We start from the raw sequence: 24,627 nt of genomic DNA, 5'->3' as shown, positions 1-24,627 counted from the left end.
CGCCTCACCTGGTCGCACGTCGTCAGGTCTGGAGTCAGGCGACGGCCGTCAGCGCCCGCAGTCCACGGGGATCTCGTACGCGAGTTCGTATCGGTCGACCGGCACCACGATGTCGGCGGTCTCGACCGGCCGGTCCGCGGTGCGGTAGGTGCGGCGGATCACCATGACGATCGAACCGAGCGGTTCGGCCAGCTGCTCCGCCTCCGCCGCGAGGAGGGACCGTGCGGTGACAACCTCGTCCGCGCTGGCGATGTGCTGCCCGATCGCCTTCATCCGCGCGATCACACCCGCGCCGGCGTGCGGGCCCTCCTCCGGGAACTGCACGGACGTACCGCGCGTGATGTCGAGCGGCTCCCATGAAGAGGAGAGCATCACCGGCTGATCGTCGGCAAGGAAGACGTATCGCGTCCGCATGACCCCGTCGCCGACGGCGACGCCGAGCCGCTCAGCCACGGCCGGAGTCGCCTCTTCCGTCGACGACGACGACCGCCATGATCCGGTGCGGCCTTGCTGCCGCATGTCAGCGCGAAACGGCGAGCCGTCGCGGGCCTCGGAGTACCAGGAACGGGTGAGGCGGCGGACGGCCGGGCGGACACGGACGTATGTGCCGGAGCCTGACCGGCTTTCGAGATAGCCCTCCGAGACGAGCAGCTGTACGGCTTGCACTGCCACGCGGTCGGAGACGCCGTGGTGGGAGGCGAGCTGGTGACGGGAGGGGACCCGGTCGCCTGGCGCGAGCACGCCGTCGACGATCTGGCTGCGCAGTTCGTCGGCTATGCGCTGGTAGGCGGGCTGGGTCACGGTAACTCCGGGTGGTCGTGGGCGCGCGTTCCAGACACAGCCTGACAAGGTGTGTACTCAGGTCGCAAGCTGAGTACTCAGCTCACCGCGCGCGCCCAGGACGCCGAGATGGTCGTCGCCGAACTCGCCGCCAACTCGCTCCGGCATACCCCGAGCGGCCGGCAAGGCGGCGAAATCAAGATCTCGGTGTCCTGCCGCACGGGCTGGGCACGTGTCGCAGTCTCCGACTCCGGCCGCGGGTCATGGTCGAGACCGGGCAGGCCCGACGACCTCCAGAACTACGGCCGAGGCTTGCTCATCGTCGAGGAGTACGCCGACAAGGTCGGCCACGACGTACATGACGGCGGCCAGACGATGTGGGCCGAATTTGGTTGGTGCGCCGATGCATGAGCGCCTGTCGCAGGGCCGCCCGCCGCGTCGTACGGCCCCCCTCTCGCGCCGCCGCTCAGAAAGGGTGGCAGGGTTTGTGGCGGTGACACGGTTTCACTAAGAGTCAGCGGTGCACGTGAGCAGGCCGGATTTGACCCAGACAGTGCGGGCGGGCCCGTCGAGGAAGCCGACCTCTTCGAAGAACGCCGTGCACTTGCGGAACGACCATGCGATGGTGGCGCGGCGGTGCGGGCTGTGGCGGGCGACGCGGCGGGCCAGCGCCGGGTCGAGCCCGACCGCCCGGTAACAGGACGGGTGCGTCATCTGGCCGCTCGCCATCCAGGCCCAGCGCGCGATGCAGTAGGCGGCGAGCCATCGCCGGGCCGGTGCGGCCTTGGCGACCATCCGTTTGAGCTCTTCGCGCGCGTACTTGATGTGCCGGGCCTCCTCGATCACGTGGATGCGGGCGACCTGGCGGATCAGTGGCTGGATCTCCTCGTCCGGGAACGTCAGCCGCTGGAAGGCGTCCGTGAACTCCTCGACGGCCAGGATTCCGGCGAACATCGGCATCGGGTCGCAGACCACGTTCAGCGCCTTGCCGAGGTTGAAAGGGACGCGATGCACGCGGTGGGTCTTCAGCCCGCAGGCCCGCACCATCTGCCCGAACATCTTGGAGTGCCGGCATTCGTCAGCGACCTCGGTCATCGCGTACGCGAAGTGCCCGCTGTCATAACGGTTGCGGTAGGCGTGCTGGATCAGGCCTTGCATCAGCAGAAGCTCAGACCAGATCCCGAACGAGACCATGCTGCACACTTCATGCTTGCTCAGCTCCACCCGCTGCCGGTGCGTCAGCTCTTCCCACAGCGGCGTCTCATAAAGAGAAACCAGCTGAGGGGGCATGTAGAACTGGTCGGGGTCCTGGGAGGCGTCCCAGTCGACGTCCACGTCGGGGTCGAACGAGTGTTTCCGGGACGTTCTGAGGAGGCGTTCGGCGACCAGTTCGCGGTCGGTCAGCTCCAGCGTGTGGTTCCCGTCCTGGCAGCGGATCTGCGCGGCCCGGGAACGGGGTCGGTCGGCGGAATGGAGTCGGTCGGCGGAGCGGGGGCGATCTGAGAACGAGTCCATAGCCGCCTCAGGCTAACTATGAGCAACAAGCTGATTACACAACGTTCTCGCCTGTCTTGTCTGGCGCCCCGGAAGCATCATCTTCCGCAGCCGTCCCCTCAAGGCTGGGGGTGTCGCTCGCCCCATTCGAGCATGGCGTGCAGGACGGTGGTGAGGGTCGCGCCCTGTTCGGTGAGTTCGTAGACGACTCGCGGCGGCACCTCGGCGTACACGGTGCGGGTGAGGATGCCCTGGTGTTCCAAAGAGCGCAGCCGGTCGGTGAGCGTCTTCGGGCTGACAGTGCCCAGGGCATCGCGCAGCTCACCGAAACGTTTCGGGCCCGTCAGCAGTTCGCGGACTATCAGGGTCGTCCATTTTCCGTCGAGCACCTTCAGTGTCCGTTCGACGCCACAGCCGACGGGCTTTGCAGACCGAAGACGTTCTAGCTGATCAGAACCGATAGTTCCCATAGGGAAACAATATTACGGCCTAGGTACTGCTTCCCATCGGTTACTACGGTCTCGCCCATGAACAACTCATTGATCGTGGTGCATGGCGCGTCCGGCGTTCAGGGCGCTCCCGTCGTTCGTCACCTGCTTGCGGCCGGGCACGGCGTTCGCGCCCTCACCCGCCGGCGCCGCACGACGCCGCTGGACCCGGCCGTTCGGGCACTGCCCGTGGACCTGCTCGACACCGATGCCCTCGCGCGCGCCTACCGGGAAGCGGACGCCGTGGTGGTGCAGCTTCCGCTCGTCTTCGATCCCGAGGTGGCGCTGGCGCAGGCCGAGTCGGTGCTCCGTGCTCTGCGAGCCGGTGACGTGCGCCGGGTGGTGTTCAACAGCGGGAGTACGTTGCCGCCGGGTCCTGTCGGCGTGCCGTTCGTGGACGTGCGGGTCATGCTGGCCGCCCGCCTGGCCGAGCAGGTGCCCACCGTGAGCGTCGTCGGCCCGGCCGCGACCTACATGGAGAACCTCATCGCGCCATGGTCGGCGCCGCGCGTGCGCGCGGGGGAGCTCGCCTACCCGCTGGACGCCGAGGCCCCGGTGCCCTGGGTCGCGCTGGACGACGTCGCGGCGACCATCGTGGATCTGCTGGGCATGGCCTCCCCACCGGCACTGCAGGTGGTGAACGGCCCCAAGGCACTCGTCGGCGAAGAAGCGGCGGCCGAGCTCACCGCCGCGCTCGGCCACGAGGTGAGGTGGCGGACCATCGAGCCCGACGAGTACGAGCGGATGCTCGCGCCGCACCTCGGGAACGAGGCGGCGGCGGGGATCGCCGCTGCCTACACGCCACCGCCGCCGGGGACCCCGCCCGCCCCCGCACCCGACCCGGCCGTGTTCCGCACCGGGGCGACCACGCTCGGAGACTGGGCGAGCCGCCAGGACTGGGACCGCGCCTGACCCGACGTTCTCTACGGTTTGGCGGCGGTGTAGATGTTGTACCGCCAGGCGTGCCGGTGCTGATACATCTCGACGCCGCTGAGCGCGTTGACCACCTTGTCGGGGCGGTGAAGGGCGCGCCCGATCCGGTAGGGCAGCCGCCCGGCGAGGGCGAACGCGCGCAGCATCGGCAGGACGTTGGCCGACACGTCGATGACCGAGGCGACACCGAACCCCGCATCCGCGAGCAGCTCCTCCAGGCGGCCGTGGTCGAGGATCAGCATCGCGGGCATCGCCGCCAGCTCGCACATCGTGCGCAACGCCTCGTCCGCCTCCCGGCTCAGCTCGGCGGACGGGGTCCTGGAGTACTCGAACATCACCAGCCGCCCGGCCGGCCGCAGCACCCGCCGGAACTCCGCCAGCACCCGAACGGGATCGATCGCGTGGACCAGCGTCTCCATGGTGTAGACCGCGTCGAAACAGCCATCCGGGTGAGGAAGATCGTGGTAGTCGCCCACGCTGAATTCCAGCAGGCCGCCCAGCCCGGCGGCGGCGGCGCGGCGGCGGGCCAGGGCGATGTTGAACTCCAGCACGTCGATCCCGTTCACCCTCAGCCGGTGCACGGCCGCCAGCCGGCGGGCGACGTCGCCGACGCCGCACCCGGCGTCGAGCACGAGACTGCCCGCCGGCAGGTCCAGCCTCGATGCCAGAACGTGTTCCATACGGCGCATCGCCGCCGAGAACCCCCACATGCGATGCCCGTGCCCGTACCACCCGAAGTGCTTGGTCTCCCCAAGCAGGAACCGGTAGCCCAAGCGTGACTCGGTATTGGTGTAGTAGCGCTGTACGCGGCGCAGATGCGCCGCCTGGGAGAGTGCGTGTTCGGCTGACTGTGTCACGGGGTGCTTCCTACCCCGGGTGTGGCTCTCCGGAGACGGCTTAAGCCAGACCGATCAGGAATCGAGAAGCGCCGATCACCGGGCCGCCCCTAGCGTGATCGCCATGGACATCACCATTCAGGCGAGCTTCCTGCCGCACGACGACCCGGACGTCTCGCTGGCCTTCTATCGCGACGTCCTCGGCTTCGAGGTCCGCAGCGACGTCGGCTACGAGGGAATGCGCTGGATCACGGTCGGTCCCGCCGGCCAGCCCGGCACGTCCGTCGTCCTGCAGCCGCCGGCCGCCGACCCGGGCATCACCGACGACGAGCGCGGCACCATCGCCGCGATGATGGCCAAGGGCACCTACGCCGGTATCCTCCTGGCCACCACCGACCTCGACGGCACCTTCGAACGGGTGCGCGACGGCGGCGCCGAGATCGTCCAGGAGCCGACCGAGCAGCTGTACGGGGTCCGCGACTGCGCCATCCGCGACCCCGCGGGCAACATGATCCGCATCAGCGAGGCCCAGTGAGCCGCCACAAGGCGTAGCGGCACGGGCGCCCTAAGTGACGCCCCTCCCGACCGACCGCGCTGATCAGGTAAACAGTGGATCGTTCCCCGCGCCCGAGAAGGCGGCCCGACCCTTAGACATGGAGCAATGATGAGCATGGCCCCGAGGACGGACACGCAGCCGCCTGCGTCGCACGTCGCCGACAGCCACGACCTGATCCGCGTTCACGGCGCGCGCGAGAACAACCTCAAGGACGTCAGCGTAGAGATCCCCAAGCGGCGGCTGACGGTGTTCACCGGCGTCTCCGGCTCGGGCAAGAGCTCCCTGGTGTTCAACACGATCGCCGCCGAGTCCCAGCGGATGATCAACGAGACCTACAGCGCGTTCGTGCAGGGCTTCATGCCGACGCTGGCGCGGCCCGAGGTCGACGTGCTCGAAGGGCTCACGACCGCGATCATCGTCGACCAGCAGCGGATGGGCGCCGACCCGCGTTCCACCGTCGGCACCGCCACCGACGCCAACGCGATGTTGCGCATCCTGTTCAGCCGGCTCGGGCAGCCGCACATCGGCCCGCCCAGCGCGTTCGCCTTCAACGTCCCCTCGGTCCGGGCGAGCGGCGCGATCACGGTCGAACGCGGCGGCAAGTCCAAGGCCGAGAAGGCGACCTTCACCCGCACCGGCGGCATGTGCACGCGCTGCGAAGGCCGGGGAACGGTCTCCGACATCGACCTCACCCAGCTCTACGACGACTCCAAGTCGATCGCCGAGGGCGCGTTCACCATCCCCGGCTGGAAGTCGGACAACGTCTGGACGGTGGGCACCTACGCCGCGTCCGGCTTTCTCGACCCGAACAAGCCGATCCGCGAGTTCACCAAGCAGGAGATGCAGGACTTCCTCTACCGCGAGCCGACCAAGGTGAAGGTCAACGGCGCCAACCTCACCTACGAGGGCCTGATCCCCAAGATCCAGAAGTCGTTCCTGTCCAAGGACAAGGAGGCGATGCAGCCGCACATCCGCGCGTTCGTGGAGCGGGCGGTCACCTTCACCTCCTGCCCCGAGTGCGGCGGCACCCGGCTCGCCGAGGGCGCCCGGTCGTCGAAGATCGCGGGGATCAGCATCGCCGACGCCTGCTCGATGCAGATCAGCAACCTGGCCGAATGGGTCCGCGGCCTCGACGAGCCCTCCGTCGCCCCGCTGCTGGCGTCCCTGCTGCACACCCTCGAATCGTTCGTAGAGATCGGCCTCGGCTACCTCTCGCTCGAACGGCCGGCGGGCTCCCTGTCGGGCGGTGAGGCGCAGCGCGTCAAGATGATCCGCCACCTGGGCTCCTCGCTCACCGACGTCACCTACGTCTTCGACGAGCCCACCGCGGGCCTGCACCCCCACGACATCCAGCGGATGAACGACCTGCTGCTCCGCCTGCGCGACAAGGGCAACACCGTCCTGGTGGTCGAGCACAAGCCGGAGACGATCGCCATCGCCGACCACGTCGTCGACCTGGGACCCGGCGCCGGTACCGAGGGCGGCACCGTCTGCTTCGAGGGCTCCGTCGAGGACCTGCAGTCCAGCGGCACCATCACCGGCCGCCACCTCGACGACCGGACGGCCCTCAAGGACAAGGTGCGGACGCCCACCGGCACGCTGCAGATCCGCGGCGCGACGACCAACAACCTGCGCGACGTCGACGTCGACGTCCCGCTCGGGGTGCTCACCGTCGTCACCGGCGTCGCCGGCTCCGGCAAGAGCTCGCTCATCCACGGATCGATGCCCGACGAGGGCGTGGTGTCGATCGACCAGAGCGCGATCCGCGGTTCCCGGCGCAGCAACCCCGCGACCTACACCGGACTGCTCGACCCGATCCGCAAGGCGTTCGCGAAGGCCAACGGCGTGAAGCCCGCGCTGTTCAGCGCCAACTCCGAGGGCGCCTGCCCCACCTGCAACGGCGCCGGCGTCATCTACACCGACCTGGCGATGATGGCCGGCGTCGCCACCACCTGCGAGGACTGCGAGGGCAAGCGGTTCCAGGCGGCGGTGCTGGACTACCACCTCGGCGGCCGCGACATCAGCGAGGTGCTCGCGATGTCGGTGGCCGAGGCCGAGGAGTTCTTCGGCTCCGGCGAAGCCCGCACCCCGGCCGCGCACCGCATCCTCGAACGGCTCTCCGACGTGGGCCTCGGCTACCTCCGCATCGGCCAGCCGCTCACCACCCTGTCCGGAGGCGAACGCCAGCGGCTCAAGCTGGCCACCCACATGGCCGAGAAGGGCGGCACCTACGTCCTCGACGAGCCGACCACGGGCCTGCACCTCGCCGACGTCGAGCAACTGCTCGGCCTGCTCGACCGCCTCGTCGACACCGGCAAGTCGGTCATCGTCATCGAGCACCACCAGGCGGTCATGGCCCACGCCGACTGGATCATCGACCTGGGCCCCGGCGCCGGCCACGACGGCGGCCAGATCGTCTTCGAAGGCACCCCCGCCGACCTGGTAGCCGCCCGCTCCACCCTCACCGGCGAGCACCTGGCAACCTACATAGGCGCCTGACCCAGCTCGCGCCCTACCGGGCAACACCCCGGTAGGGCCCGCCCGGCGGGCCGTTTTCGTCGCGCTCAAATATCGAACTCGCCAGCCTTGATCGCGGCCACCAAGTGGCGCCACTCCTCAGGCAGCAGCACACGATTGTCGGCTCTGCTGATGTCGACCTCCACACAGGGCTTGCAATCGACACAGCTGCTCGGCGAACGGAAGGCGTAGTGCGGCCCTTCGTGGACCGTGATCCCTTCCCGCTGCACGATCGGCGCCTGCAACCGCCAGCGCTGGAGGCGTCGCCGCAACGGCCACGTCCAGCGGACGACCCTGCCGGGCTCCGCGCCTGCGAGAGGCGCGTAGGTGTAGCGCATGACCATCCTCCTCAGCGCGGGCACCGTACTCGCGAGGTCTTGCTGTTCCAGCCCTTTGCCGGGTAGCGGTACCGGACTCCGTCGCTGGTGGTCCCAGACACATAGAACCTCACACGCCAGCGACCCGGCACACATTCCGCCACGCTGACCGGTGCCGACCGACCCCGGGGATGTCGGTCTTGACGTCGTCGTAGATACCGATCCACTGGTTGTGCTCGTCCTCGCGGTGCAGCTGGACGTGCATGGCGTGACGGTTTTGCCGCTCGCGGCATTCCACCGCGATGACGGCTTCGACGAGCGCGTCGCCCTCGATTCCGGTGGGTTTGGCGGTCGCCCTCTGGTAGGTCCAGGCGTTGCAGCCTTTGGCGGGGCTGCCGCCGCTGGCCTTGCCGCATTCCTCGGCCGCGCCGAGGACCGCCAGGACGGCGGCCCGAATCGTGTTCGAGGTGGACATGGTCACTCCTCCACGGTGCGGCGTGACGGCCGCGGACTGTTGGGGACAGATCCCACGACCGTCATCCCGCGGCCCCGGGGATTCGACCACCTGGAGCCGCGGGAGTTAAGCCGGGCCGCAGGAGTCTTATGCGGTGTCCGCGAGCGCCTGGCGGCGGGCCTGCATGGCGGTCGCCCACAGCATGAACACCAGCTGCCCGAGCTGCTCCTCGCCCATCCGGTTGAGGACCGCGTCGGCTTCGTCGTGGCTGCCGCGTGCCCGCGCTTTGACGTACGCGCGGGCATGGCGCAGCATCACGCGATGGATGCCGCGTGCCTTGACCCGAGTACCGGCCGAGATCCCCAGGGCCATCACCCGCGCGTACCCGTGCCGCTCCGACGGTGCGAGCCGCGCCACGTCCGCCACACCTGCGATGACCACGCCCGCCGTGACGGCGTCACGCTGGATCACGTCGGCGAACGCCTGGGCCATCACCGGCCCGGCCACCGCCCACCCCGGCGCGACCTTCACCCGCTCGAAGTACCGCAGCGGGCCCTCGACCGCCCCGGACACACCCGCCATAATCAACGCCTCGCACTCCGCGCCGAGCTGGTCCCGGTCAACCACAAGGGGTCCCTTCCTTCGTTTCGGGGGATTTAGGAAAGCTGTTGGCAGATCAGGTCGGCGGCGGCCACCACGTCGTCCACCGGGGCGATGTCGGCACCGACGCCCGACCCACGGCGATTGCGCCCCACGAAGTGACCCCAATAGGCGCGCACACCCACATCTGCACCCCGCGGCCCTCGGTATACCAGCCACGGCCCTCCAGCTCGGCCGCCAGCGCCTCGACCGCCGCCCGGCGCCGCGCGAACTCCTCACCCGGCAGCATCACTTGGCGTCCGGGCCGTGCGGCCCCGACGCCGTGATCAGGCGGACGCGTCGCTCGGCGTCCCGGGTCACCTCATCGGCGGTGCCCAGCAGATACCCCTGACGACCCAGATGCCGGGCAAACATCGGCCGCACCCTCGACAACGCACGCTTCAACGCCGCCGTCACCTCCATCTCCAGCTCGCCGCCAAGCTTGGTCTCGGCCTCGTCCTGAACGAACGACAACACCAGATCCACGATGCGGGGATGAAGCCGCGCTTTCCCGGCTTCCTCGAACGCGCCGAGCACGACCGGCAGCATCTTCAACGGCGTCGCCTTCGGCCCGTCTGCCGCCGTGGCGAGCCGCCGGGCCGCTCCATCCTCACCGACGCCGTCCGGGAAGTAGGGGCCGCTGCTACTCACCGATCCACCTCACCGAGCATGGCGCGCAGCTCCTCGGCCGTGTCGGCGTCCAGCGCGGTCACACTGTGATCAACAAGCCGCCGGGTGGCTGGGTCTTCCACGGGATACCGGGTCGCCCACCATCGATCACGGTTCGTGATGATGATCGACCAGCGGGGGAACTCGGCGCGCAGCTCAGCCTTGGTCTGCTGATTCGGGTCTTTCTTCGTCCGGGCCACGATGACCGTCTCCGTTGCGATGTGATCGAGAAACGCGACGGCGAGGATGGGAAGGGAGCCTCGCCGCAACGCATGCCGGGTCGTACGGCCCCCGCCTCGGGCGCCATGGCCGGCGGCGGGGCGGGCAGCCGTACGGCGGTTGAGGGGCGCGGCGGCGAGAGCTGACTCTGATCGTTCCGCGGCCGCGCCGTCTGAGCCGTATGACCCCCCGCCACACAATCCCGTCCCGGACTGCGAGCGGGAGGCCGTACGACGTCGGATGAGCGCACCCCACACACGTCGGAACAGGGCTGGCGCGCTCACGATGCGCGAGATCACCACGACGAATCCTCGCGTGGCGCCCCGGCAAGCCGTGTAGACACCGTGGGAGTGACCGACATCAGCGCACCGTCTCACGCACCAGGAAGGCGCCCAGAAGCCGCCGCCACCCGCCCCGGCTGCGCTGGGCACGGTGCGCGTGCGCAGACCGCCGTGACGGCCGGGTGACGGGCGCGGCGGCGCGGGACGGCCGGGTCGGCCGTTTCGTCGTGGCGGGCGTGACGGGTGCCGGTGTCCACTCCGGCACCGCTTGCCCGATCGGTGTCGAAGTCGTACGGCGGGGCGCGGTCAGCTCCGCCAGGCGTCGCCCCAATGCCGCCGGCGACCCGGCCTCGACCAGGCGGTCACGGTCCCGCGTGATCGCCCACCAACGGCCCGTGAACTCCCCGAACCACGCACACACGCCAGGAAAGCGCCGACGCAACTCTCCTACGAACACGTCAGGATCGATGTCTGTCGCCGCCCAGGGCGGCGCCTCGGCTATCTTGCTCACAGTCGGACCTCCTGTGTCCGGCGAGGCCCCGGAACCCCCTGGTGTTCGCGCACCAGGCCGGGGCCGCCTTGGTCTTGGCGTGCCCCTAATCGGAACGCACCGTTACGGGGCGGCAACACCTCGCCACGAGGGCGTTCGGGACGTTAGCCTGAACGTGGAACGCCCCCGAACGTCCCTAGGTCTCAGGTGGCCCCATGCCTAACGAGCGTCTGCGGGTCGCTCTCGCCGAGAGCGGGTACACCGAGCGAGCCCTGGCTGAGCAGCTTGGCCTCGATCCCAAGAGCGTCCAGCGCTGGATCACCAAAGGCGTCGTGCCGCGCCGAACAGCAGCACACCGGGCAGCTCGCCTCCTGGGGATGAAGGTCAGTTACCTGTGGCCCGATCTGGATGTAGCCTCGGCCACTGACTCGTCCAGATCTGAGGTGGTCGAGTTCTATCCGCACCGCTCAGACACCCCACGGCGGCTCTGGCTCGACCTGCTTGCCGGCGCCACCCGAGAGCTCTGGCTGTTCGCGAATGCCTCCTTGTTCTTGCCTGAGGAAAACCCCGAGTCGATCCGGCGTATCCAAGAGAAGGCGGCGGAGGGCGTCCGGGTGCGCATTCTGATGGGCGATCCCGATAGCCTCGAAATGGCCCAGCGCGGCGTGGAAGAGGGCCTATTCGAGGCGATCCCGGCCCGGATCCGGATGGCGTTGTCCTACTACAGTCCGCTGGTGGGCGTTCCCGGGGTGGAGTTCCTGCTTCACCGCACGTGTCTCTACAACTCGATCTTCCGTTATGACGACGAGATGCTGATCAACCAGCACGTCTATGGCACGTACGGCTACATGGCTCCGATCATGCACCTACGCCGCATCGAGGGGGCCGACCTGTTCGCCATGTACGTCAGGAGTTTCGAACGAGTCTGGGAGACGGCATCGCCGATCGAGGAGTCGAAGTTCTGGGCCGAGCGGTCGCCCGGCCGCTCTACGCCAGAGCCCGCTTGAGGGCGGCAAGAACAGCATCGGTGTCGGCCAGGTCCGGCAACACGATGTCTGCCCCGGCGTCGGCGAGCTGCTCAACGGTATCGCTCCCAGAGGCAATCGCCAGGACTCTGGCGCCGCCGTCCAGGCCAGCCCGTACGTCGTTCGGCGTGTCGCCGATGAGCAGTGTGTTGTCGCGGGCGAACGGCTCGCCGTACTTGCGGCTGGCGCGTTTCTGCGCGATGCCCACCAGGTTGGACCTGATGCTGTCGTCGGAACCGTAGGCGCCCACCTCCCAGTCGAGTGGCGGACCGGCGAGCCCGAACGTGTCGAGCTTGGTGAAACCGTTCGGTTGCATGTTGCCGGTCAGCACGGATTGATATACCCCCTTGATTTCGGCGAGCGCGGCCAATGCCGCTCGCGCTCCTGGCAGTTCTCGCCCGCGTACGGCCAGGTCGCTCCGTCGGGCGGACAAGGATGCCTCCAGTGCCTCCGGGATCCGTGCCGCCATCTCGTCGGTAAAGGGCATCCCGTGACGCTCGACCAGGTCGCGCATGATCAGGAAATCAGTGCTTCCACCGGTTCGAGCGCGATGCACGGGGGAGGTCATGGTCAGCAGCTCGAATGCTCCGCCGTAGGCGTCTTTGGAGACACCGCCGTTGGCGATCAGGGTGTTGTCGACGTCCCAGAGGACGAGCAGGGATCCCATGACGCGAACCCTAGGCGCTGTGGGGGGTCCTTCCTAGGTCCGGCGCGGCGACGCAGTCCTCGTGTGCGCCGCGCCGATTCCGCGTGATGTCTCGGCCCAGGCGACCACGGTCGCGACTGGTCCCGCGTGGTCGCGAGCATCGAGAGCGGCCTGCACCTCGACGGCGCGTTGATGCCCGATTCTCGGTCGTGACGCAACGCCCGCACCGAGGGCAGCGCACCCCGCGGCGAGCGGTTCAGTGAACCGGTCGCGAGCGCTCTCCACCGACCTGGCGAGCGCCTCGTCCAGCACGGGCGAATCGTCGGCAAACGCATCGGGGAGCGGCTGCCTGCTGCTCGGCGTTAGCCGAGGATGAAGGGGAGTCTTGCGGCCAGGGGGCCCAGGGCGGTCTTCTCCGTGTCGGTCGCGGCCCGGCGTCCGGTGGCGACCAGGAGCACGTCCTTGTCGGAGAACGACGCGGGGAACGTGGTTCCGGCGATCTTCTCCAGCATCTCGCGGGTCCGGGCGAGCCCTTCGGCGGGGGGTTCGGGGGCGTCCTTGAGGTGTGCGATCAGGTCGAGGTGGTGCAGCGTCCACTCCAGCACGTACGCGGAGAGGTAGTCGCCGGCGGTGAGGACCTCGCCCTGGGTGCCGACCCGGAGGTTCGGGTCCGCGAGTTCGGCGGCGCGGCCGGCGGCGGCGCCGACGTCGTCGAGGTGGAACTTGAGCAGCCGCGGCTCCTGGTACGCGGCGGCCAGCCGGACGGTCAGCGCGTCGAGCGGGTCGTCGCCGGTCGGCGGTGTGTCGGTGACTTGCCAGTAGGTGATCGCGTCACGGGTCGGTTCCGTTTCGGCGGGGGTGGCCAGGGTGATCAGGACGTCCTGGGCGTCGATGACCAGATGGCACACCAGGTCCCGTACCAGCCAGCCACGGCAACCGGACGGCTGTGCGAAGTCCTCGTCCGGCAGTCCGGCGACCGCCGCGCGCAGGGCCGACCACGTGCGTGAGAAGAGATCCACATCGGCAACGTAGTGCGGCCCCGCAACGAGGGACAACCGCATTTCAGGCGGTACGGATGTGTTCAGTAGGCGACGGTGAAGCGGGTTTGGTGGTGGGTGGGGTGTTCGGCCTCGTCCAGTAGGGCGACCGCCAGGTCTTCTATGGAGATACGGGATTCGCCATGGGCGTCGACCAGTAGTTCGTCGGTCCCGAGGCGGTACGTGCCGGTGCGTTCGCCTGGCTCCAGCAGGGCCGGGGGGCTCAGGTACGTCCAGTCCACGCTGGTTTCGGCGCGGCAGGCCGCGTGCTGGGCGGCGCAGGCGAGTGCGATGTCGCGGATCTCGGCCGGGAGCCCCGGGTCCTCGACCACTGTGAGGCCGCCGGGCGTGGTGAGGGTCGCGGCGCCGCCGACGACGAGGAGCCGGACTCCGGTCCCGGTCAGACCGGCCAGCAGTGCCTTGGTGGCCGTGACGAGTTCGTGCTCCAGGCCGGGCGCGGGACGGGTGGCGGTGATCACCACGTCCTGGCCGGCGGCGAGGCGGGTCACCTCCTCGGGGTCGCGCGCGTCGGCGGTGCGGTGGTGCGCCTCGGCGGGCAGTTCGCGGAACCGGGCGCTGTCCCGTACGACGGCGGTGACCTCGTGGCCCCGGGACAGTGCCTCGGCCACGACGCGGGCGCCGACGCTTCCCGCTGCTCCGAACACGGTGATGCGCATGGTCATGAACTCCTATGTGTCGTGACGAGAGGGCGTTCGGTGGTGGCGGTCTGCGGGGCCGGCTCGGCTGGACGTCTGGCGGTCAGGCTGCCGGCGAGGGTGCCGCCGAGCGCGAGGGCCATGCCGAGCAGTTGCAGCGGGGTCAGGGCCTGGCCGAGCGCGGCCCAGCCGATGACGGCCGCCGACAGGGGGCTGAGCAGTACGAGGAACGCAACGGACGTGGCGGGGAGGCGGGAGATGCCCCGGAACCACAGCCAGTACGCGGCGGCCGTGCCGATCACTCCGAGGTAGACGTAGCCGCTGATGGCGCGTCCGTCGAGCGCGGGAGGCGCACCCTCGAAGAGCAGGGCGACGGGGACGAGCATCAATCCGCCGAGGGTCAGCTGCCAGGCGGCCTGCGCCAGTGGGCCGACTCCCTCCGGGCGGCCCCAGCGCTTGGTGAGCACAGTGCCCGCCGACAGCAGGGCGGCTCCGATGAGCCCGGCGAGCAGCCCAGCGGCGTCCAGTCCCGCGTCGGCGCGCAGGACGACGAGCGCGACCCCGGCCACCCCCGTGAGGCCGGCCAGCACCCGGACCGCGGTGGGCCGCTCGGCGAGCAGCAGGGCCGCGAACGCGAGCGCGAAGAGCGGTCCGGCCGCCCCGAGCACCGCCGCGACGCCTCCGGGCAAGCGGTAAGCGGCCAGGAACAGCAGGGGGAAGAACGCGCCGATGTTGAGCAGGCCGAGCACCGTCGAGCGCCAGAGCCAGATGCCGCGCGGGAGGACGCGGGTGGCGACGAGCAGCGCGAGCCCGGCGGGCAGTGCCCGCATCGTCGCGGTGAACAGCGGACGGCCGGGCGGCAGGAACTCGGTCGTGACGGCGTAGGTCGAGCCCCAGACGAGCGGGGTGAGCGCGGTGAGGGCCAGGTCGCGGACGTTCGGCAGGGAGGCGCCGGGCCGGGGGGCAGTCATAGGGTCTCTCCTCATTAATAATCTCAACGTTGAAATAACAGCACCAGAGTATGCTCTCCGTCAAGTAGATGAACGTTGAGATTGTTCACGCTGAGAGGCCGGCCGATGAGCGACGCAGTGGATCAGATCCTCGCCCAGTGGCGGCGGGAGCGCCCTGACCTCGACGTCTGGCCCATGGGGGTCGTCGGGCGGGTCAGCCGGCTGTCCCGGCTGCTGGACCTTGAGCTGAAGAAGTTCTTCGCCGGGCACGGCCTCGAACGCTGGGAGTTCGACGTGCTGGCCACGCTCCGCCGGTCGGGACCGCCGTACGAGCTGACCGCGGGGGCCCTCAACCGGGCCGCCATGGTGACCTCCGGCGCGATCACCAACCGGATCGACCGGCTGGCGGCACGCGGTCTCGTCGAGCGCGTGCCCGACGAGGAGGACCGGCGTTCCGTGCGCGTGCGCCTGACCGGCCAGGGCCGGGAGCTCGTCGACGAGATCGTCGGCCCGCACGTGGACAACGAGGCGCGGCTGCTCTCCGGGCTCGCCCCGGAGGAACGGGATCAGTTCGTCCGCATGCTCCGCGGCCTCCTGGAGTCATTGGGCGACAAGACGATCAACCCGGAGGCGTAGCGGAGCCGGAGTCTAGGCGGGCTTGCGGGCGATCACGACTCCGTTCGCGCCGGGGGCGTCGAAGCGTTCGACGCGGACCTGGGTGAAGCCGGTGTCGGTGAGCCAGGCGCTGTACTCGGCCGCGGTGTAGTTGCGTCCCCAGGTCTCGACGAGCATCGTCAGGCTCATCAGGGCCGCGTCGGGCGGGCCGTCCTTGGCGTCGTTGACCAGCAGCTCGCTGATGAGGATCTGCCCGCCGGGGTCCAGGGCCCGGTGGCACTTGGCCAGCAGCGTCCTGCAGTCGTCCTCGGACCAGTCGTGCAGGATCATCGACAGCAGGCAGGCGTCGTAGCCGCCCGGCAGTTCGGGCTCGGCGAAGAAGTCTCCGGGGATGAGCTCGATGCGTTCGCCGAACCCGGCCTTGTCGATGACCGGCCGGGTCAGGTCGCACACGAACGGCAGGTCGTAGATCGCGGTGGTCAGCACGGGGTAGCGGCGGCACAGTTCGATGTCGTAGGCGGCGCCGCCACCGCCCACGTCCAGCAGGCGCCGGACGCCGCCGAGGTCCACCGAGCAGGCGAGCACGCTCGCGGTGAAGATCGACAGCGAGTGCATCGCCTGCCAGAAGAAGTCGACCATGACGGGGTCGCCGGGGTCGAACAGGCTGCTGCGCTCGTCGGGGTTCCAGGCGGTGGGCCGGTCGGTGCGCAGTGCGTCCATCAGCCGCATCCAGCCGGGATAGTCGTGGGCGTCGACGCCGGCCACCCAGCCGCCGAAGTAGTAGGGCTTGTCTTTGACCAGGAACTCCTCGGCCAGGGCGGAGTTGCCGTACCGGCCGTCGCTGACGTCCAGCAGCCCCAGGGACGCGCATGCGGTCACCAGCGTCTCGGCGGGACGTGGCCGCAGGCCGAGCCGGTCGCCGATGGCGTCGGCGGTGAGCGCGCCGGTGGCCGACAGCATGGTGAACAGCTCCAGTTCGCAGGCGGCGGCCAGCGTCTTGGAGGCCCAGAAGCCGGAGACGATCTGCATGAGAGGTCTGGGTGTGAGCGGCCCGGTGGTGTGCATGGGGTGTCGTCTCCCTAGCCGGCGCCTGTGCGCCTGTGCGCCGTGGCGCCGGATGTCCTGGTGATGACCGGCCCGGAAGGCCGCCGGGCGAGGGCGACCTTCCGGGCTGGGACTCCTCGTCGTTCCAGACGTGGTCGTACGTGGCGGCGAGGCGTCAGAACGGCTTGTCCTTGGGGTCCGGCCAGACCATCGAGGCGCGCCGGGCCCGCATCTGCTCCTCGTCGTGGTGGAACTGCACCCATTGATCCACCAGGTTTTCGGGGTGGCCGAGCAGCCGGTTCATCGTGCGGATGCTGGCGAGCTCGTCCGCGTGGAGCTCTCCGTCGGCCGCGCAGGCGCGGACGGCGTCGTGGATGATGCCGCGAGAGCAGGCGTTGGCCGCGTCACTGCTGCTCAGTACGTCGTCGAGCGCGTCGTCCCCCTCGTACTCCTCCAGCATCCTGGCCAGTTCGTCGGTGCAGCCGAAGGCGGCGAAGTAGCCGACGATCCACTCCCGCTCGGCCGGAGCGATCACGCCGTCGCCCTTGGCGCAGATCATCAGCGCCTTGGCATACGACTCGAAGTCATCGATCGACGGTTTCGAGTCGAACGACCAGTCCTTCCTGAAGAGCCAGAGGGCTCCCTTTTCGCGCGTATCCATTTCGATCTCCCCTCCACATTGCTTTTCTTCATTTCGAAGCCAGGGGCACCATGTTCATGAATGAGATGATCTGCCATCCCGCGCGACCGTGCTCGACCACCGCCTGCGCGTGCATCGTGTTTCCGGGATTGCCGCCCAGGCCGCGTGCCGGTGAGCCATCGAGGTGCAGCAACTGTGAATCCAGGTGGACGATGGCCAGCCGCGAACTGCAATGTCTGATCTTCTGGACGGTCAGCACCAGGCGAGTCCCGGAGTAAATGGTCGCAAAAAGCCGATCGTGCGCGGCGGCGATGGCGGCCCGATCGTTGAGCCGGTCGCCGCGCACGGAGGTAAATTCGGCGACGGGGGCGAAGGCGCGCGCGAAACGGCCCGCATCGGCCTGTGCCCACGCCGCCTCCATTGTGGCGAAGAGCTCGGCTATCCCGGCATCGCTCATGGCTCTATCCGGAAAAGAACGTCAATGGCTGCACAGGTCATCTCATCAGCGTCGAGAGGTGGAGCCCATGCACCGATGGTGTACTGGAATCCACGTCCCGATCGTTCCAGATAGCAGATCATGTTGATGGGCCAGCCGGTATTTTTGAACATGTAGGCGTCCATGGCGGTCGGTGCCTGGCTGAGGCGCAATCCGCGTTCGTGGGGCGGGCCGATGCGATGCCAGTCCGGATGCATATGGATGGAGCCGATGATGTCCCATCCTCGGTCGTCGGCTTGTTGGTGGATGCGCAACAGATCCCGTGGATCGGCCCAGAAACCCCGGTGCTGGTTGTCGTAGGCGGAGCCGAAGGCAGGCACGATCCGCGAGCGGAACTCGACGTCGGCCACGGGGTCGGTGGCCCGCACGCTCCGCCCCGGGGCGATCTCCCGGACCAGCGCCACATCCTCGGTGATCTCGCCGACCAGGACGGCAAAGCACGACAGGGGCATGCTGGGCGTGCACAACTCATATGTCCGAATGGCCGCATCGATGAACGTCTGAAGGACGCAGTGGTCGACGACGACCGAACTGCATCTCAGCCCTTCACCGGCGACCGTCCGCGACATTGCCCGCCCTTCACTAACTCTTGGTAGTCATGCTGCATCACCCGGCGAACAATCCCCAGAGCGGCGGCCTCCTCCATTGGTCGCACAACCAAAGGACCCCCAGCGCGGCGTTTGCCGGTGACCGCCCACGGGCATCGCCGTATCGCGCAGAGCGGCTATCGCCGTATCGCGCGCCGTATCGCGCTGAGCGGCTATCGCCGTATCGCGCAGAGCGGCTGACGTCACTGCTCCCGCTCGTCAGCTGATCCCTGGAGGCGCCGCATGCCCCGGCCGACCATCCGACACCTGGCCCTCTACGCCCGCGACCCGCAAGCCTTGGCGCGGTTCTACTGTGAGCATTTCGGCATGGACGTGATCCTCGCCGACCCCGATGGCAACCACTTCCTGGGCGACGGCTATCTGACCCTGGCCCTGCTGAAACTGCAGATGGCCGGAGAGGCCCCTGCCGGAATGAACCACTTCGGCTTCCACGTGCCCGACGCCGCACAAACCCGCGCAGAGCTGACAGCCGCCGGCCTGGAAGAGCCCGCGCTGCGCGCATCAAAACGGCCCTTCGCCGAATACCGCGCCATCGACCCCGAGGGAAACTGGTTCGACCTGTCCGAACACGGATACGGCATCCCATAAAGGGCATCCCGCATCCCGTGGTTCACATAGAGGGCATTCCGTGATTTCCGGAGGCGTGACCCGGGCAGTCAGGCCACCGGCTGGACGAGTCGCACGATGGCCTGGGCCGCCGCGCGGTGCTCGGCCGCCGCGTCCGGATCGGTTTCGTCGAGAACGGCCGCGATGCCCTCGTGGGCCAGTGCCTCCTCGTTCCGGTAGCCGAGCTTCGGAGCCAGCTCCAGCGCCTGCCGGTGCAGCCGCAGTGCCTCGTCGGGCAGGCCCGCCAGCCGGCAGGTCTCGCCGTAGCCGTTGAGGAAATGGATCTTCCAGTGTTCCTCGAACAGCTCGTCCAGCAGCGCGAACGCCTCTCGGTGGCTGGCCAGCGCCTCCTCGTACCGCCCCATGTGCCGTAGCGCGACGCCCAGGCAGTTGAGGCACCACGCCTCGTTGTGCTTGTGCCCGTCCTCACGCGCCAGCGCCAGCGCCAGCTCCAGGTGCTCGATCGCCTCGTCGGGCTGCTCGTGGGCGATGGCCACGCCGAGGGTGATGCGAGCCGTCAGCGTGGGAGGCCATGCGGGATCGGCGTGCGGGACGTCCAGCGCCGTGCGGGCCAGCCGCGCCGCCTCCTCGCGATGTCCGAGCTGCAGCATCGCCCAGGCCTCGTAGGCGGTCGCATGGGCCGTTCCCATCGGGCAGTCGGCGTCCGCGTACAGGCTGCCCGCCAGCCGGAAGAGGTCGAGCGGCTCCTCGACATGGCCCTCGTCCCACCTCAGGTAGCCGCGGCGCATGGTCAGCTCGGCGGCCGACCGGGCGTCTCCCGCGACGGACACCAGCGGCGCCGCCGCCTCGTACGCGGCCCCGGCCTCCGCCATGCGACCCGCGTTGTAGCGCGCGAAGCCCAGGTCGATGTGCGCCTCGGCCAGCTGCAGCGGATCGCCCAGCCGCTGCGCGGCGTCCAGCGAACGCTCGAACAGGACGTTCAGATGCGTCGTGCCGCAACGCCGCGCGAAGTACGCCCGCATGAACCGCGGCAGCTCGCACACGTGCAGGTCGGCTCCGACACCGACCGCCGCCTCGAAGACGGCCATCAGGTTGGTGTACTCCGTGACGAACCAGAAGAGTGCCGCGTGCTTGTCGGTGAACCGCGGCAGCTCGGCCGGAGGCCGTCCCGCAGAGACGTCCCGGCCGGGGGACAGGTGCGACATCGCGGCGTCGGCGGCGGCCGCCGCGTGCACGTAGTAGTCGAGTACGCGGCGCAGCGCCGCCTCGCGCTCCGCCGGTGAGTCGTGCTCGGTGGCGGCGCGGCGCGCGTGCTGGTGGACCAGGTCGTGCAGCCGGTAGCGCCCGCCCGCCGGCTGCTGGACGAGGTGCGCGTCGAGCAGGTCCTCCAGCATCGCCCGGGCCCTGCGCAGCGGAACGTCGGCCAGCGCCGCCGCCACGTACTCGTCGAACGTCGAGCCGGGCAGCAGGCTCAGGAACCGGAAGAAGCGGCGCTGGGCGTGGTCCAGCTGCCGGACGGACATGGCGAACGCGGTGTCGAACTCGTTCTCGCCCTCCGCCAGCCGTTCGACGAGGATGCCCACGGTCCAGCCCGGCCGGTGCCGCAGCCGCGCCGCCGCCAGCCGCAGGGCCAGCGGCAGATGGCCGCACAGCCGCAGCACCTCGGCGGCCGAGTCCGGTTCGCGGGCCAGCCGCCCGTCGCCGCCACCGGGGTCGCCGCTGGCGCGGGCCAGCAGCTCGGCGCTCTCCTGCGGGGTCAGCACGTCCAGCGACACCGGAGGCACCTCGTCCAGGCCCAGCAGCCGGTTGCGGCTGGTGATGAGGGTGACCGACAGGCCGGCGCCGGGCAGCAGCGGACGGACCTGGTCGGCGTCGGCGGCGTTGTCGAGGACGACGACGGCCCGCCGGTGGGCCAGCTCCGCCCGCCAGCAGGCGGCGAGCGGCTCGATGCCGCCCTCCTGCGGGATCTTCTCGGACGGGACGTCGAGGGCGGCGAGCAGGGTCCGCAGTGCCGGGTCGGGGCCGAGCGGCTCCCGCCCGGCGGTGAACCCGTGCAGGTCCACATAGAGCTGGGCGTCCGGATAGTCGGCGGCGAGCCGGTGCGCGGCGTGCACCGCCAGACAGGTCTTGCCGACGCCCGCCATGCCGTCGACGGAGACGACCCGGCTGCCTTCCACCGCGGCGAGCACGGCGGCGAGCTGGGCCTCACGTCCGGTGAAGTCGGGCACGTCACGCGGCAGATCGTTGCGGGGCGGACGCGGGGTCCCGGGCGGCGGCGACGGGGGCTGGACCTGGCGGCTGGCCTTCGGAGGCGCCGGCAGGGGACTGGAGGCCCGTTCCCACAGAGGACGCAGCGGACGGGGGTCGCGCTTGACCAGCCGGCACAGCGCGATCACCGCGGACCACGGCGGGACCGTCTGACCGCTCAGATAGCGCGACAGCGACGACGAACTGAGGCCCGCGTCCCGCGCGAGCGCCCGTACGCCGCGATCGGACAGCTCCTGCAGCAGGCGCAGCCGGGAGGCGAGCTCGTCCTTGGGGTCGTCCTTGGCCGTCCGCTGCTGCGCAACCACTGTTCCCCTGCCTCTCTGTCCCGCCTCGGCGGAAACTTCCCAGACCGGGTCAATGCTGGTCAAGGCCGTTTCAGCTGTCCCAGAGTGTCCCAGCGCCATAGTCATGGCAAGCCCGCCCGGCTGTGATGGAGCCATGCCCCGAGGGAACGGGGGCAGCGGCTACAAAAGGGAGAAACCGACATGCAGGCTCGTATGCAGAACCCCGCCATGGTCCTGTCCGGCGCGATGAAGCCCATCCAGGAGATCTTCAAGGCCGTGCACTCCGGTGGGGTGGACGGGGAGACGCTGGAGCTGGTGCACCTGCGGATCAGCCAGATCAACGGATGCAGCGCGTGCGTCGATGCCGGCGCCAAGACGGCCCGCAAGGCCGGGGTGAACGACGACAAGCTCGCCACGGTCGCCGCCTGGCGCGAGACCCCGTACTTCACCGACGAGGAGCGCGCGGCGCTCGAACTGGCCGAGGCGGCGACCCGGCTGGCCGACCGCCCTGACGCGGTGAACGACGAGATCTGGGACAGGGCCGCCGCCTACTTCGACGAGAAGCAGCTGGCCGCGATCATCCTGATGATCGGCGTCACCAACCTGTTCAACCGGCTCAACGCCACGACCCGGCAGATCGCCGGCGCCTGGGGATGACCGACGCCGCACACCACACCGGTGGCGGACCGACCAGTGGGAGGTAACCGAAATGGCACACGACGAGCAGGCGGCCGGTCGCGCGGAACGCACGAGCGGAGGGCACAGCGCCCTGTCACGCTGGATGCAGCACCGCATGAACGCCCGTATGAACCGCAAGATCCGAGGCGGCCGGGGCACGTTCATGGGCATGGACGTTCTGATCCTGCACACGGTGGGCCGCCGGAGCGGCCAGTCACGGGAGACCCCGGTCGCGTGGTTCTCCGACGGCGCGGACGCCTGGCTCGTCGTCGCGTCGGGCGGCAAGACCAGGCACCCGGACTGGCACCTCAACCTGATGGGCCGCCCCGATCAGGCGTCGGTCGAGCTCCCCGGCCGCGAGGCCGTGGCGGTGACACCCCAGGTGCTCCACGGCGCCGAACGTGAGCAGGCATGGAAGAGCATCACCGCCGCCCAGCCCCGCTACGCGAAGTACCAGAGCAAGACCGACCGGGAATACCCGGTCGTCCGGCTCACCCGCCGCTGACGCAGGCGCCCCGGGCGCCCTGGCGCCGCCGCACGAAATGAGGGACACCGGTCCCGGGCCAAGGCCCGGGACCGCTCGCTTTTCTCGCGCGCGCCGCCGTCACCCGGTCGGGAGGACGGCGTCGCCGGACTCGGTGAAGTAGGCGGCGCTCTCGGCGTCCGCCGGGTAGTACGACTCGATCGCGACCTCGTCCAGGGTGATGTCCAGAGGGGTGCCGAACGTCGTGATCGTCGAGAACAGCCGCAGTTCCCGTCCGCCGAGGCGAACGATCATCGAGATCACGATGTCTGCCTCGGCCGGTGGGCTCGCCGCGTCCTCGGGGCCGGGCGCCAGCAGCTCCTCGTACAGCGCGGTGAGCTCGGGGTCGGGGGCGGCGGCGAGCTGACGCCTGATCCGCGACCGGAACACCGCGCGCACATCGGCCAGATTGACGATCAGAGGCGCGAGCCCGCGCGGGTCCAGCCCGAGCCGCACCATGTTGACCGGCGGCCGCAGCAGGTCGGGGGCGACATTCGCGAAGAACGGGTCGACGGCGCGATTGGTCGTCACGATGTTCCAGCGGCGGTCGAAGGCCAGCGCCGGGTACGGCTCATGTGCGCGGAGCACCCTCGCGACCGCGTCCCGGGCCGCCGACAGCGCCGCGTCGCCGAGCGGCCGTTCGGGATACCGGGGCGCGAAGCCGGCGGCGAGCAACAGCCGGTTGCGTTCACGCAGCGGCACGTCGAGCTGGTCCGCGAGCCGCAGGACCATGTCGGCGCTCGGATTGGACTTGCCGGTCTCCACGAGGCTGACGTGGCGGGCCGAGACGTCGGCGGCGATCGCGAGATCGAGTTGGCTGAGCCGGCGGCGATGCCGCCACTGCCGCAAGAGCTCCCCGGCGGTATGCACGATCATCGAGGGTACTCATCGTGGCGCCGTGCGCCATGAAGTCCGAGTTCATCGACAGTCGTCCCCGGCCACGGACACACTTCGGCCCATGACCACCGAGAACAAGAGCGTCGTCGAACGGGCGCTGGCGGAACTGATCGGCACGGGCGACGCGGACGCGCTCGCGCCGTTCCTGAGCGACGACTTCGTCCACCACCGGCCGGACTCGACTGTGTCGACCAAGGGGGAGTGGCTGGCCGCCGTGCGCGCGGCGCTGGTCCCGCTCGCCGGCATGCGGGTCGAGGTCCATCACGTGCTGGCCGACGGCGACCACGTCGTGATGCACTCCCGGCGCGGGCTTCCCGGCGGGCCGGAGATCGCGGTCATCGACATCTGGCGGCTCGCCGACGGGCTGATCGCTGAGGGCTGGGAGATCATCGAGCCGGTGTCCGAGGCGGCCGCCCACCTGGCGTGGTGGGAGCCCGCCGGGTGAGGCCGCCGACGGCCAGAGATCTCCCGAGAATCTATTCACTCTCCGTCATGAATTCACCACTCCAGGCGAGATTGAAGGTGGTGGAGCCACGCGGCACGTCCGGCTGAGCGGGTCTATGGCCGCGCCGCTGCCGCGGAACCGGCGAGAGCGGAGGACAAGCAGGATGGGCAGTGGCGACAAGCGGGAGTCGGAGTCGGGGCAGGGGTGGGGCGCGAACGCGGTCGCGGTGGTGGGGGTGGGGTGCCGCCTGCCAGGGGGAGTGGTGGACCTGGACGGGTTGTGGCGCGTCCTGGAGGAGGGCGTCGACGCGGTCGGAGAGGTGCCGGGCGACCGGTTCGACGCCGATCGGTTCGTGGACGAGAGCCGGCCGCGGCCCGATCGCAGCTATACCCGGGCTGGGGGATTCCTGGGGGACATCGCTGGGTTCGACGCCGCCTATTTCGGGATCTCGCCGAAGGAGGCGGCGGCGATGGATCCGCAGCAGCGGCTGCTGCTGGAGATGGCGGTGGAGGCGATGGATGACGCGGGTATCGATCCGGCCGGGCTGGCCGGGTCGGAGGCGGGGGTGTTCGTCG

The 24,627-nt window shown here is 69.6% G+C and carries 31 protein-coding genes; 11 read left to right on the top strand and 20 right to left on the bottom strand.

Going from position 1 to position 24,627, the window contains the following annotated elements:
• Nucleotides 1-48 precede the first annotated feature (48 nt).
• Nucleotides 49-801 carry a GntR family transcriptional regulator gene (locus ABD333_RS46465; RefSeq protein WP_344549337.1) on the bottom strand — a complete coding sequence of 251 codons (753 nt, stop codon included), beginning with the start codon at nucleotides 799-801 and terminating at the stop codon, nucleotides 49-51.
• A 51-nt stretch (nucleotides 802-852) separates the two neighbouring features.
• Here ABD333_RS46465 and ABD333_RS46460 point away from each other — a divergent pair, with 51 nt between their 5' ends.
• A complete protein-coding gene (locus tag ABD333_RS46460) occupies nucleotides 853-1,191 on the top strand; it encodes an ATP-binding protein (protein WP_344549336.1) in 339 nt (112 codons plus the stop codon).
• A 96-nt stretch (nucleotides 1,192-1,287) separates the two neighbouring features.
• On the opposite strand, the gene ABD333_RS46455 is transcribed toward ABD333_RS46460, so the two are convergent.
• Together ABD333_RS46455 and ABD333_RS46450 are read right to left on the bottom strand one after the other, a co-directional pair.
• The gene (locus tag ABD333_RS46455; protein ID WP_344549335.1) at nucleotides 1,288-2,295 is read right to left on the bottom strand and encodes an AurF N-oxygenase family protein; all 1,008 of its coding nucleotides are present in this window, start codon (nucleotides 2,293-2,295) and stop codon (nucleotides 1,288-1,290) included.
• A gap of 98 nt (nucleotides 2,296-2,393) precedes the next feature.
• A complete protein-coding gene (locus ABD333_RS46450) occupies nucleotides 2,394-2,663 on the bottom strand; it encodes a winged helix-turn-helix transcriptional regulator (RefSeq protein WP_344549334.1) in 270 nt (89 codons plus the stop codon).
• A 138-nt stretch (nucleotides 2,664-2,801) separates the two neighbouring features.
• Between ABD333_RS46450 and ABD333_RS46445 the strand changes: the two genes are divergently transcribed.
• Nucleotides 2,802-3,674, top strand: a complete 873-nt coding sequence (locus ABD333_RS46445; RefSeq protein ID WP_344549333.1) for an SDR family oxidoreductase — start codon at nucleotides 2,802-2,804, stop codon at nucleotides 3,672-3,674.
• An 11-nt stretch (nucleotides 3,675-3,685) separates the two neighbouring features.
• On the opposite strand, the gene ABD333_RS46440 is transcribed toward ABD333_RS46445, so the two are convergent.
• Nucleotides 3,686-4,552 (bottom strand): class I SAM-dependent methyltransferase, encoded by an 867-nt coding sequence (locus ABD333_RS46440; RefSeq protein ID WP_344549332.1) that lies wholly within the window; start codon nucleotides 4,550-4,552, stop codon nucleotides 3,686-3,688.
• A 103-nt stretch (nucleotides 4,553-4,655) separates the two neighbouring features.
• Between ABD333_RS46440 and ABD333_RS46435 the strand changes: the two genes are divergently transcribed.
• Nucleotides 4,656-5,066, top strand: a complete 411-nt coding sequence (locus tag ABD333_RS46435) for a VOC family protein (RefSeq protein WP_344549331.1) — start codon at nucleotides 4,656-4,658, stop codon at nucleotides 5,064-5,066.
• A 129-nt stretch (nucleotides 5,067-5,195) separates the two neighbouring features.
• The gene (locus ABD333_RS46430; protein ID WP_344549349.1) at nucleotides 5,196-7,586 is read left to right on the top strand and encodes an ATP-binding cassette domain-containing protein; all 2,391 of its coding nucleotides are present in this window, start codon (nucleotides 5,196-5,198) and stop codon (nucleotides 7,584-7,586) included.
• Nucleotides 7,587-7,651: 65 nt separating this feature from the next.
• Here the strand turns inward: ABD333_RS46430 and ABD333_RS46425 are convergent, their stop codons facing one another.
• The 6 genes from ABD333_RS46425 to ABD333_RS46400 form a co-directional block, all read right to left on the bottom strand.
• Nucleotides 7,652-7,942 carry a hypothetical protein gene (locus ABD333_RS46425; protein WP_344549330.1) on the bottom strand — a complete coding sequence of 97 codons (291 nt, stop codon included), beginning with the start codon at nucleotides 7,940-7,942 and terminating at the stop codon, nucleotides 7,652-7,654.
• 109 nt (nucleotides 7,943-8,051) lie between these two features.
• Complete coding sequence (locus ABD333_RS46420) at nucleotides 8,052-8,402, bottom strand: hypothetical protein (RefSeq protein ID WP_344549329.1); 351 nt, start codon at nucleotides 8,400-8,402, stop codon at nucleotides 8,052-8,054.
• Nucleotides 8,403-8,522: 120 nt separating this feature from the next.
• Nucleotides 8,523-9,002, bottom strand: a complete 480-nt coding sequence (locus tag ABD333_RS46415; RefSeq protein WP_344549328.1) for a hypothetical protein — start codon at nucleotides 9,000-9,002, stop codon at nucleotides 8,523-8,525.
• 261 nt (nucleotides 9,003-9,263) lie between these two features.
• Entirely contained in the window at nucleotides 9,264-9,665 is a 402-nt protein-coding gene (locus ABD333_RS46410; RefSeq protein ID WP_344549327.1) for a hypothetical protein, read from the bottom strand.
• Entirely contained in the window at nucleotides 9,662-9,883 is a 222-nt protein-coding gene (locus tag ABD333_RS46405) for a hypothetical protein (protein WP_344549326.1), read from the bottom strand. The genes ABD333_RS46410 and ABD333_RS46405 overlap by 4 nt, the downstream gene beginning before the upstream one ends.
• A gap of 379 nt (nucleotides 9,884-10,262) precedes the next feature.
• On the bottom strand, nucleotides 10,263-10,694 hold the full coding sequence (locus ABD333_RS46400) for a hypothetical protein (protein WP_344549325.1): 432 nt from the start codon (nucleotides 10,692-10,694) through the stop codon (nucleotides 10,263-10,265).
• 194 nt (nucleotides 10,695-10,888) lie between these two features.
• On the opposite strand from ABD333_RS46400, the gene ABD333_RS46395 reads away from it, so the two are divergent.
• Nucleotides 10,889-11,680 (top strand): XRE family transcriptional regulator, encoded by a 792-nt coding sequence (locus ABD333_RS46395; protein ID WP_344549324.1) that lies wholly within the window; start codon nucleotides 10,889-10,891, stop codon nucleotides 11,678-11,680.
• Here the strand turns inward: ABD333_RS46395 and ABD333_RS46390 are convergent.
• The 4 genes from ABD333_RS46390 to ABD333_RS46375 form a co-directional block, all read right to left on the bottom strand.
• On the bottom strand, nucleotides 11,661-12,365 hold the full coding sequence (locus ABD333_RS46390; RefSeq protein WP_344549323.1) for an HAD family hydrolase: 705 nt from the start codon (nucleotides 12,363-12,365) through the stop codon (nucleotides 11,661-11,663). The two genes, ABD333_RS46395 and ABD333_RS46390, sit on opposite strands and share 20 nt — an antisense overlap.
• Before the next feature lie 341 nt (nucleotides 12,366-12,706).
• Nucleotides 12,707-13,363, bottom strand: a complete 657-nt coding sequence (locus tag ABD333_RS46385; protein ID WP_344549322.1) for a maleylpyruvate isomerase N-terminal domain-containing protein — start codon at nucleotides 13,361-13,363, stop codon at nucleotides 12,707-12,709.
• A 62-nt stretch (nucleotides 13,364-13,425) separates the two neighbouring features.
• A complete protein-coding gene (locus tag ABD333_RS46380) occupies nucleotides 13,426-14,064 on the bottom strand; it encodes an NAD(P)-dependent oxidoreductase (RefSeq protein WP_344549321.1) in 639 nt (212 codons plus the stop codon).
• Complete coding sequence (locus ABD333_RS46375; protein ID WP_344549320.1) at nucleotides 14,061-15,008, bottom strand: EamA family transporter; 948 nt, start codon at nucleotides 15,006-15,008, stop codon at nucleotides 14,061-14,063. Before ABD333_RS46375 ends, ABD333_RS46380 begins: the two co-directional genes overlap by 4 nt.
• Before the next feature lie 105 nt (nucleotides 15,009-15,113).
• On the opposite strand from ABD333_RS46375, the gene ABD333_RS46370 reads away from it, so the two are divergent.
• Nucleotides 15,114-15,623 (top strand): MarR family winged helix-turn-helix transcriptional regulator, encoded by a 510-nt coding sequence (locus ABD333_RS46370; protein WP_344549319.1) that lies wholly within the window; start codon nucleotides 15,114-15,116, stop codon nucleotides 15,621-15,623.
• A 12-nt stretch (nucleotides 15,624-15,635) separates the two neighbouring features.
• Here the strand turns inward: ABD333_RS46370 and ABD333_RS46365 are convergent, their stop codons facing one another.
• The 4 genes from ABD333_RS46365 to ABD333_RS46350 form a co-directional block, all read right to left on the bottom strand.
• Nucleotides 15,636-16,667 (bottom strand): methyltransferase, encoded by a 1,032-nt coding sequence (locus ABD333_RS46365; RefSeq protein WP_344549318.1) that lies wholly within the window; start codon nucleotides 16,665-16,667, stop codon nucleotides 15,636-15,638.
• 154 nt (nucleotides 16,668-16,821) lie between these two features.
• Nucleotides 16,822-17,307: a tellurite resistance TerB family protein gene (locus tag ABD333_RS46360; protein ID WP_344549317.1), complete on the bottom strand. Its 486-nt coding sequence runs from the start codon at nucleotides 17,305-17,307 to the stop codon at nucleotides 16,822-16,824.
• A 28-nt stretch (nucleotides 17,308-17,335) separates the two neighbouring features.
• A complete protein-coding gene (locus ABD333_RS46355; RefSeq protein WP_344549316.1) occupies nucleotides 17,336-17,743 on the bottom strand; it encodes an SgcJ/EcaC family oxidoreductase in 408 nt (135 codons plus the stop codon).
• On the bottom strand, nucleotides 17,740-18,351 hold the full coding sequence (locus tag ABD333_RS46350; RefSeq protein ID WP_344549315.1) for an MPN domain-containing protein: 612 nt from the start codon (nucleotides 18,349-18,351) through the stop codon (nucleotides 17,740-17,742). The genes ABD333_RS46355 and ABD333_RS46350 overlap by 4 nt, the downstream gene beginning before the upstream one ends.
• A gap of 261 nt (nucleotides 18,352-18,612) precedes the next feature.
• Between ABD333_RS46350 and ABD333_RS46345 the strand changes: the two genes are divergently transcribed.
• Nucleotides 18,613-18,978, top strand: a complete 366-nt coding sequence (locus ABD333_RS46345; protein ID WP_344549314.1) for a VOC family protein — start codon at nucleotides 18,613-18,615, stop codon at nucleotides 18,976-18,978.
• Nucleotides 18,979-19,046: 68 nt separating this feature from the next.
• On the opposite strand, the gene ABD333_RS46340 is transcribed toward ABD333_RS46345, so the two are convergent.
• Nucleotides 19,047-21,530 (bottom strand): tetratricopeptide repeat protein, encoded by a 2,484-nt coding sequence (locus ABD333_RS46340; protein WP_344549313.1) that lies wholly within the window; start codon nucleotides 21,528-21,530, stop codon nucleotides 19,047-19,049.
• A gap of 180 nt (nucleotides 21,531-21,710) precedes the next feature.
• On the opposite strand from ABD333_RS46340, the gene ABD333_RS46335 reads away from it, so the two are divergent.
• Complete coding sequence (locus ABD333_RS46335; protein ID WP_344549312.1) at nucleotides 21,711-22,166, top strand: carboxymuconolactone decarboxylase family protein; 456 nt, start codon at nucleotides 21,711-21,713, stop codon at nucleotides 22,164-22,166.
• Between the two features lie 52 nt (nucleotides 22,167-22,218).
• Nucleotides 22,219-22,692 carry a nitroreductase/quinone reductase family protein gene (locus ABD333_RS46330; protein WP_344549311.1) on the top strand — a complete coding sequence of 158 codons (474 nt, stop codon included), beginning with the start codon at nucleotides 22,219-22,221 and terminating at the stop codon, nucleotides 22,690-22,692.
• Between the two features lie 99 nt (nucleotides 22,693-22,791).
• Here the strand turns inward: ABD333_RS46330 and ABD333_RS46325 are convergent, their stop codons facing one another.
• Nucleotides 22,792-23,586: a helix-turn-helix domain-containing protein gene (locus tag ABD333_RS46325; RefSeq protein ID WP_344549310.1), complete on the bottom strand. Its 795-nt coding sequence runs from the start codon at nucleotides 23,584-23,586 to the stop codon at nucleotides 22,792-22,794.
• An 82-nt stretch (nucleotides 23,587-23,668) separates the two neighbouring features.
• Between ABD333_RS46325 and ABD333_RS46320 the strand changes: the two genes are divergently transcribed.
• Nucleotides 23,669-24,052 carry a nuclear transport factor 2 family protein gene (locus tag ABD333_RS46320; RefSeq protein WP_344549309.1) on the top strand — a complete coding sequence of 128 codons (384 nt, stop codon included), beginning with the start codon at nucleotides 23,669-23,671 and terminating at the stop codon, nucleotides 24,050-24,052.
• 163 nt (nucleotides 24,053-24,215) lie between these two features.
• Nucleotides 24,216-24,627: beta-ketoacyl synthase N-terminal-like domain-containing protein (locus ABD333_RS46315; RefSeq protein ID WP_344549308.1), on the top strand; the 412-nt coding region annotated here is incomplete at its 3' end.

Source organism: Actinomadura fulvescens (genome assembly GCF_039533225.1).
GTDB classification, from domain to species: Bacteria; Actinomycetota; Actinomycetes; order Streptosporangiales; family Streptosporangiaceae; genus Spirillospora; species Spirillospora fulvescens.
This window is presented reverse-complemented; position numbering and strand designations above follow the sequence as displayed.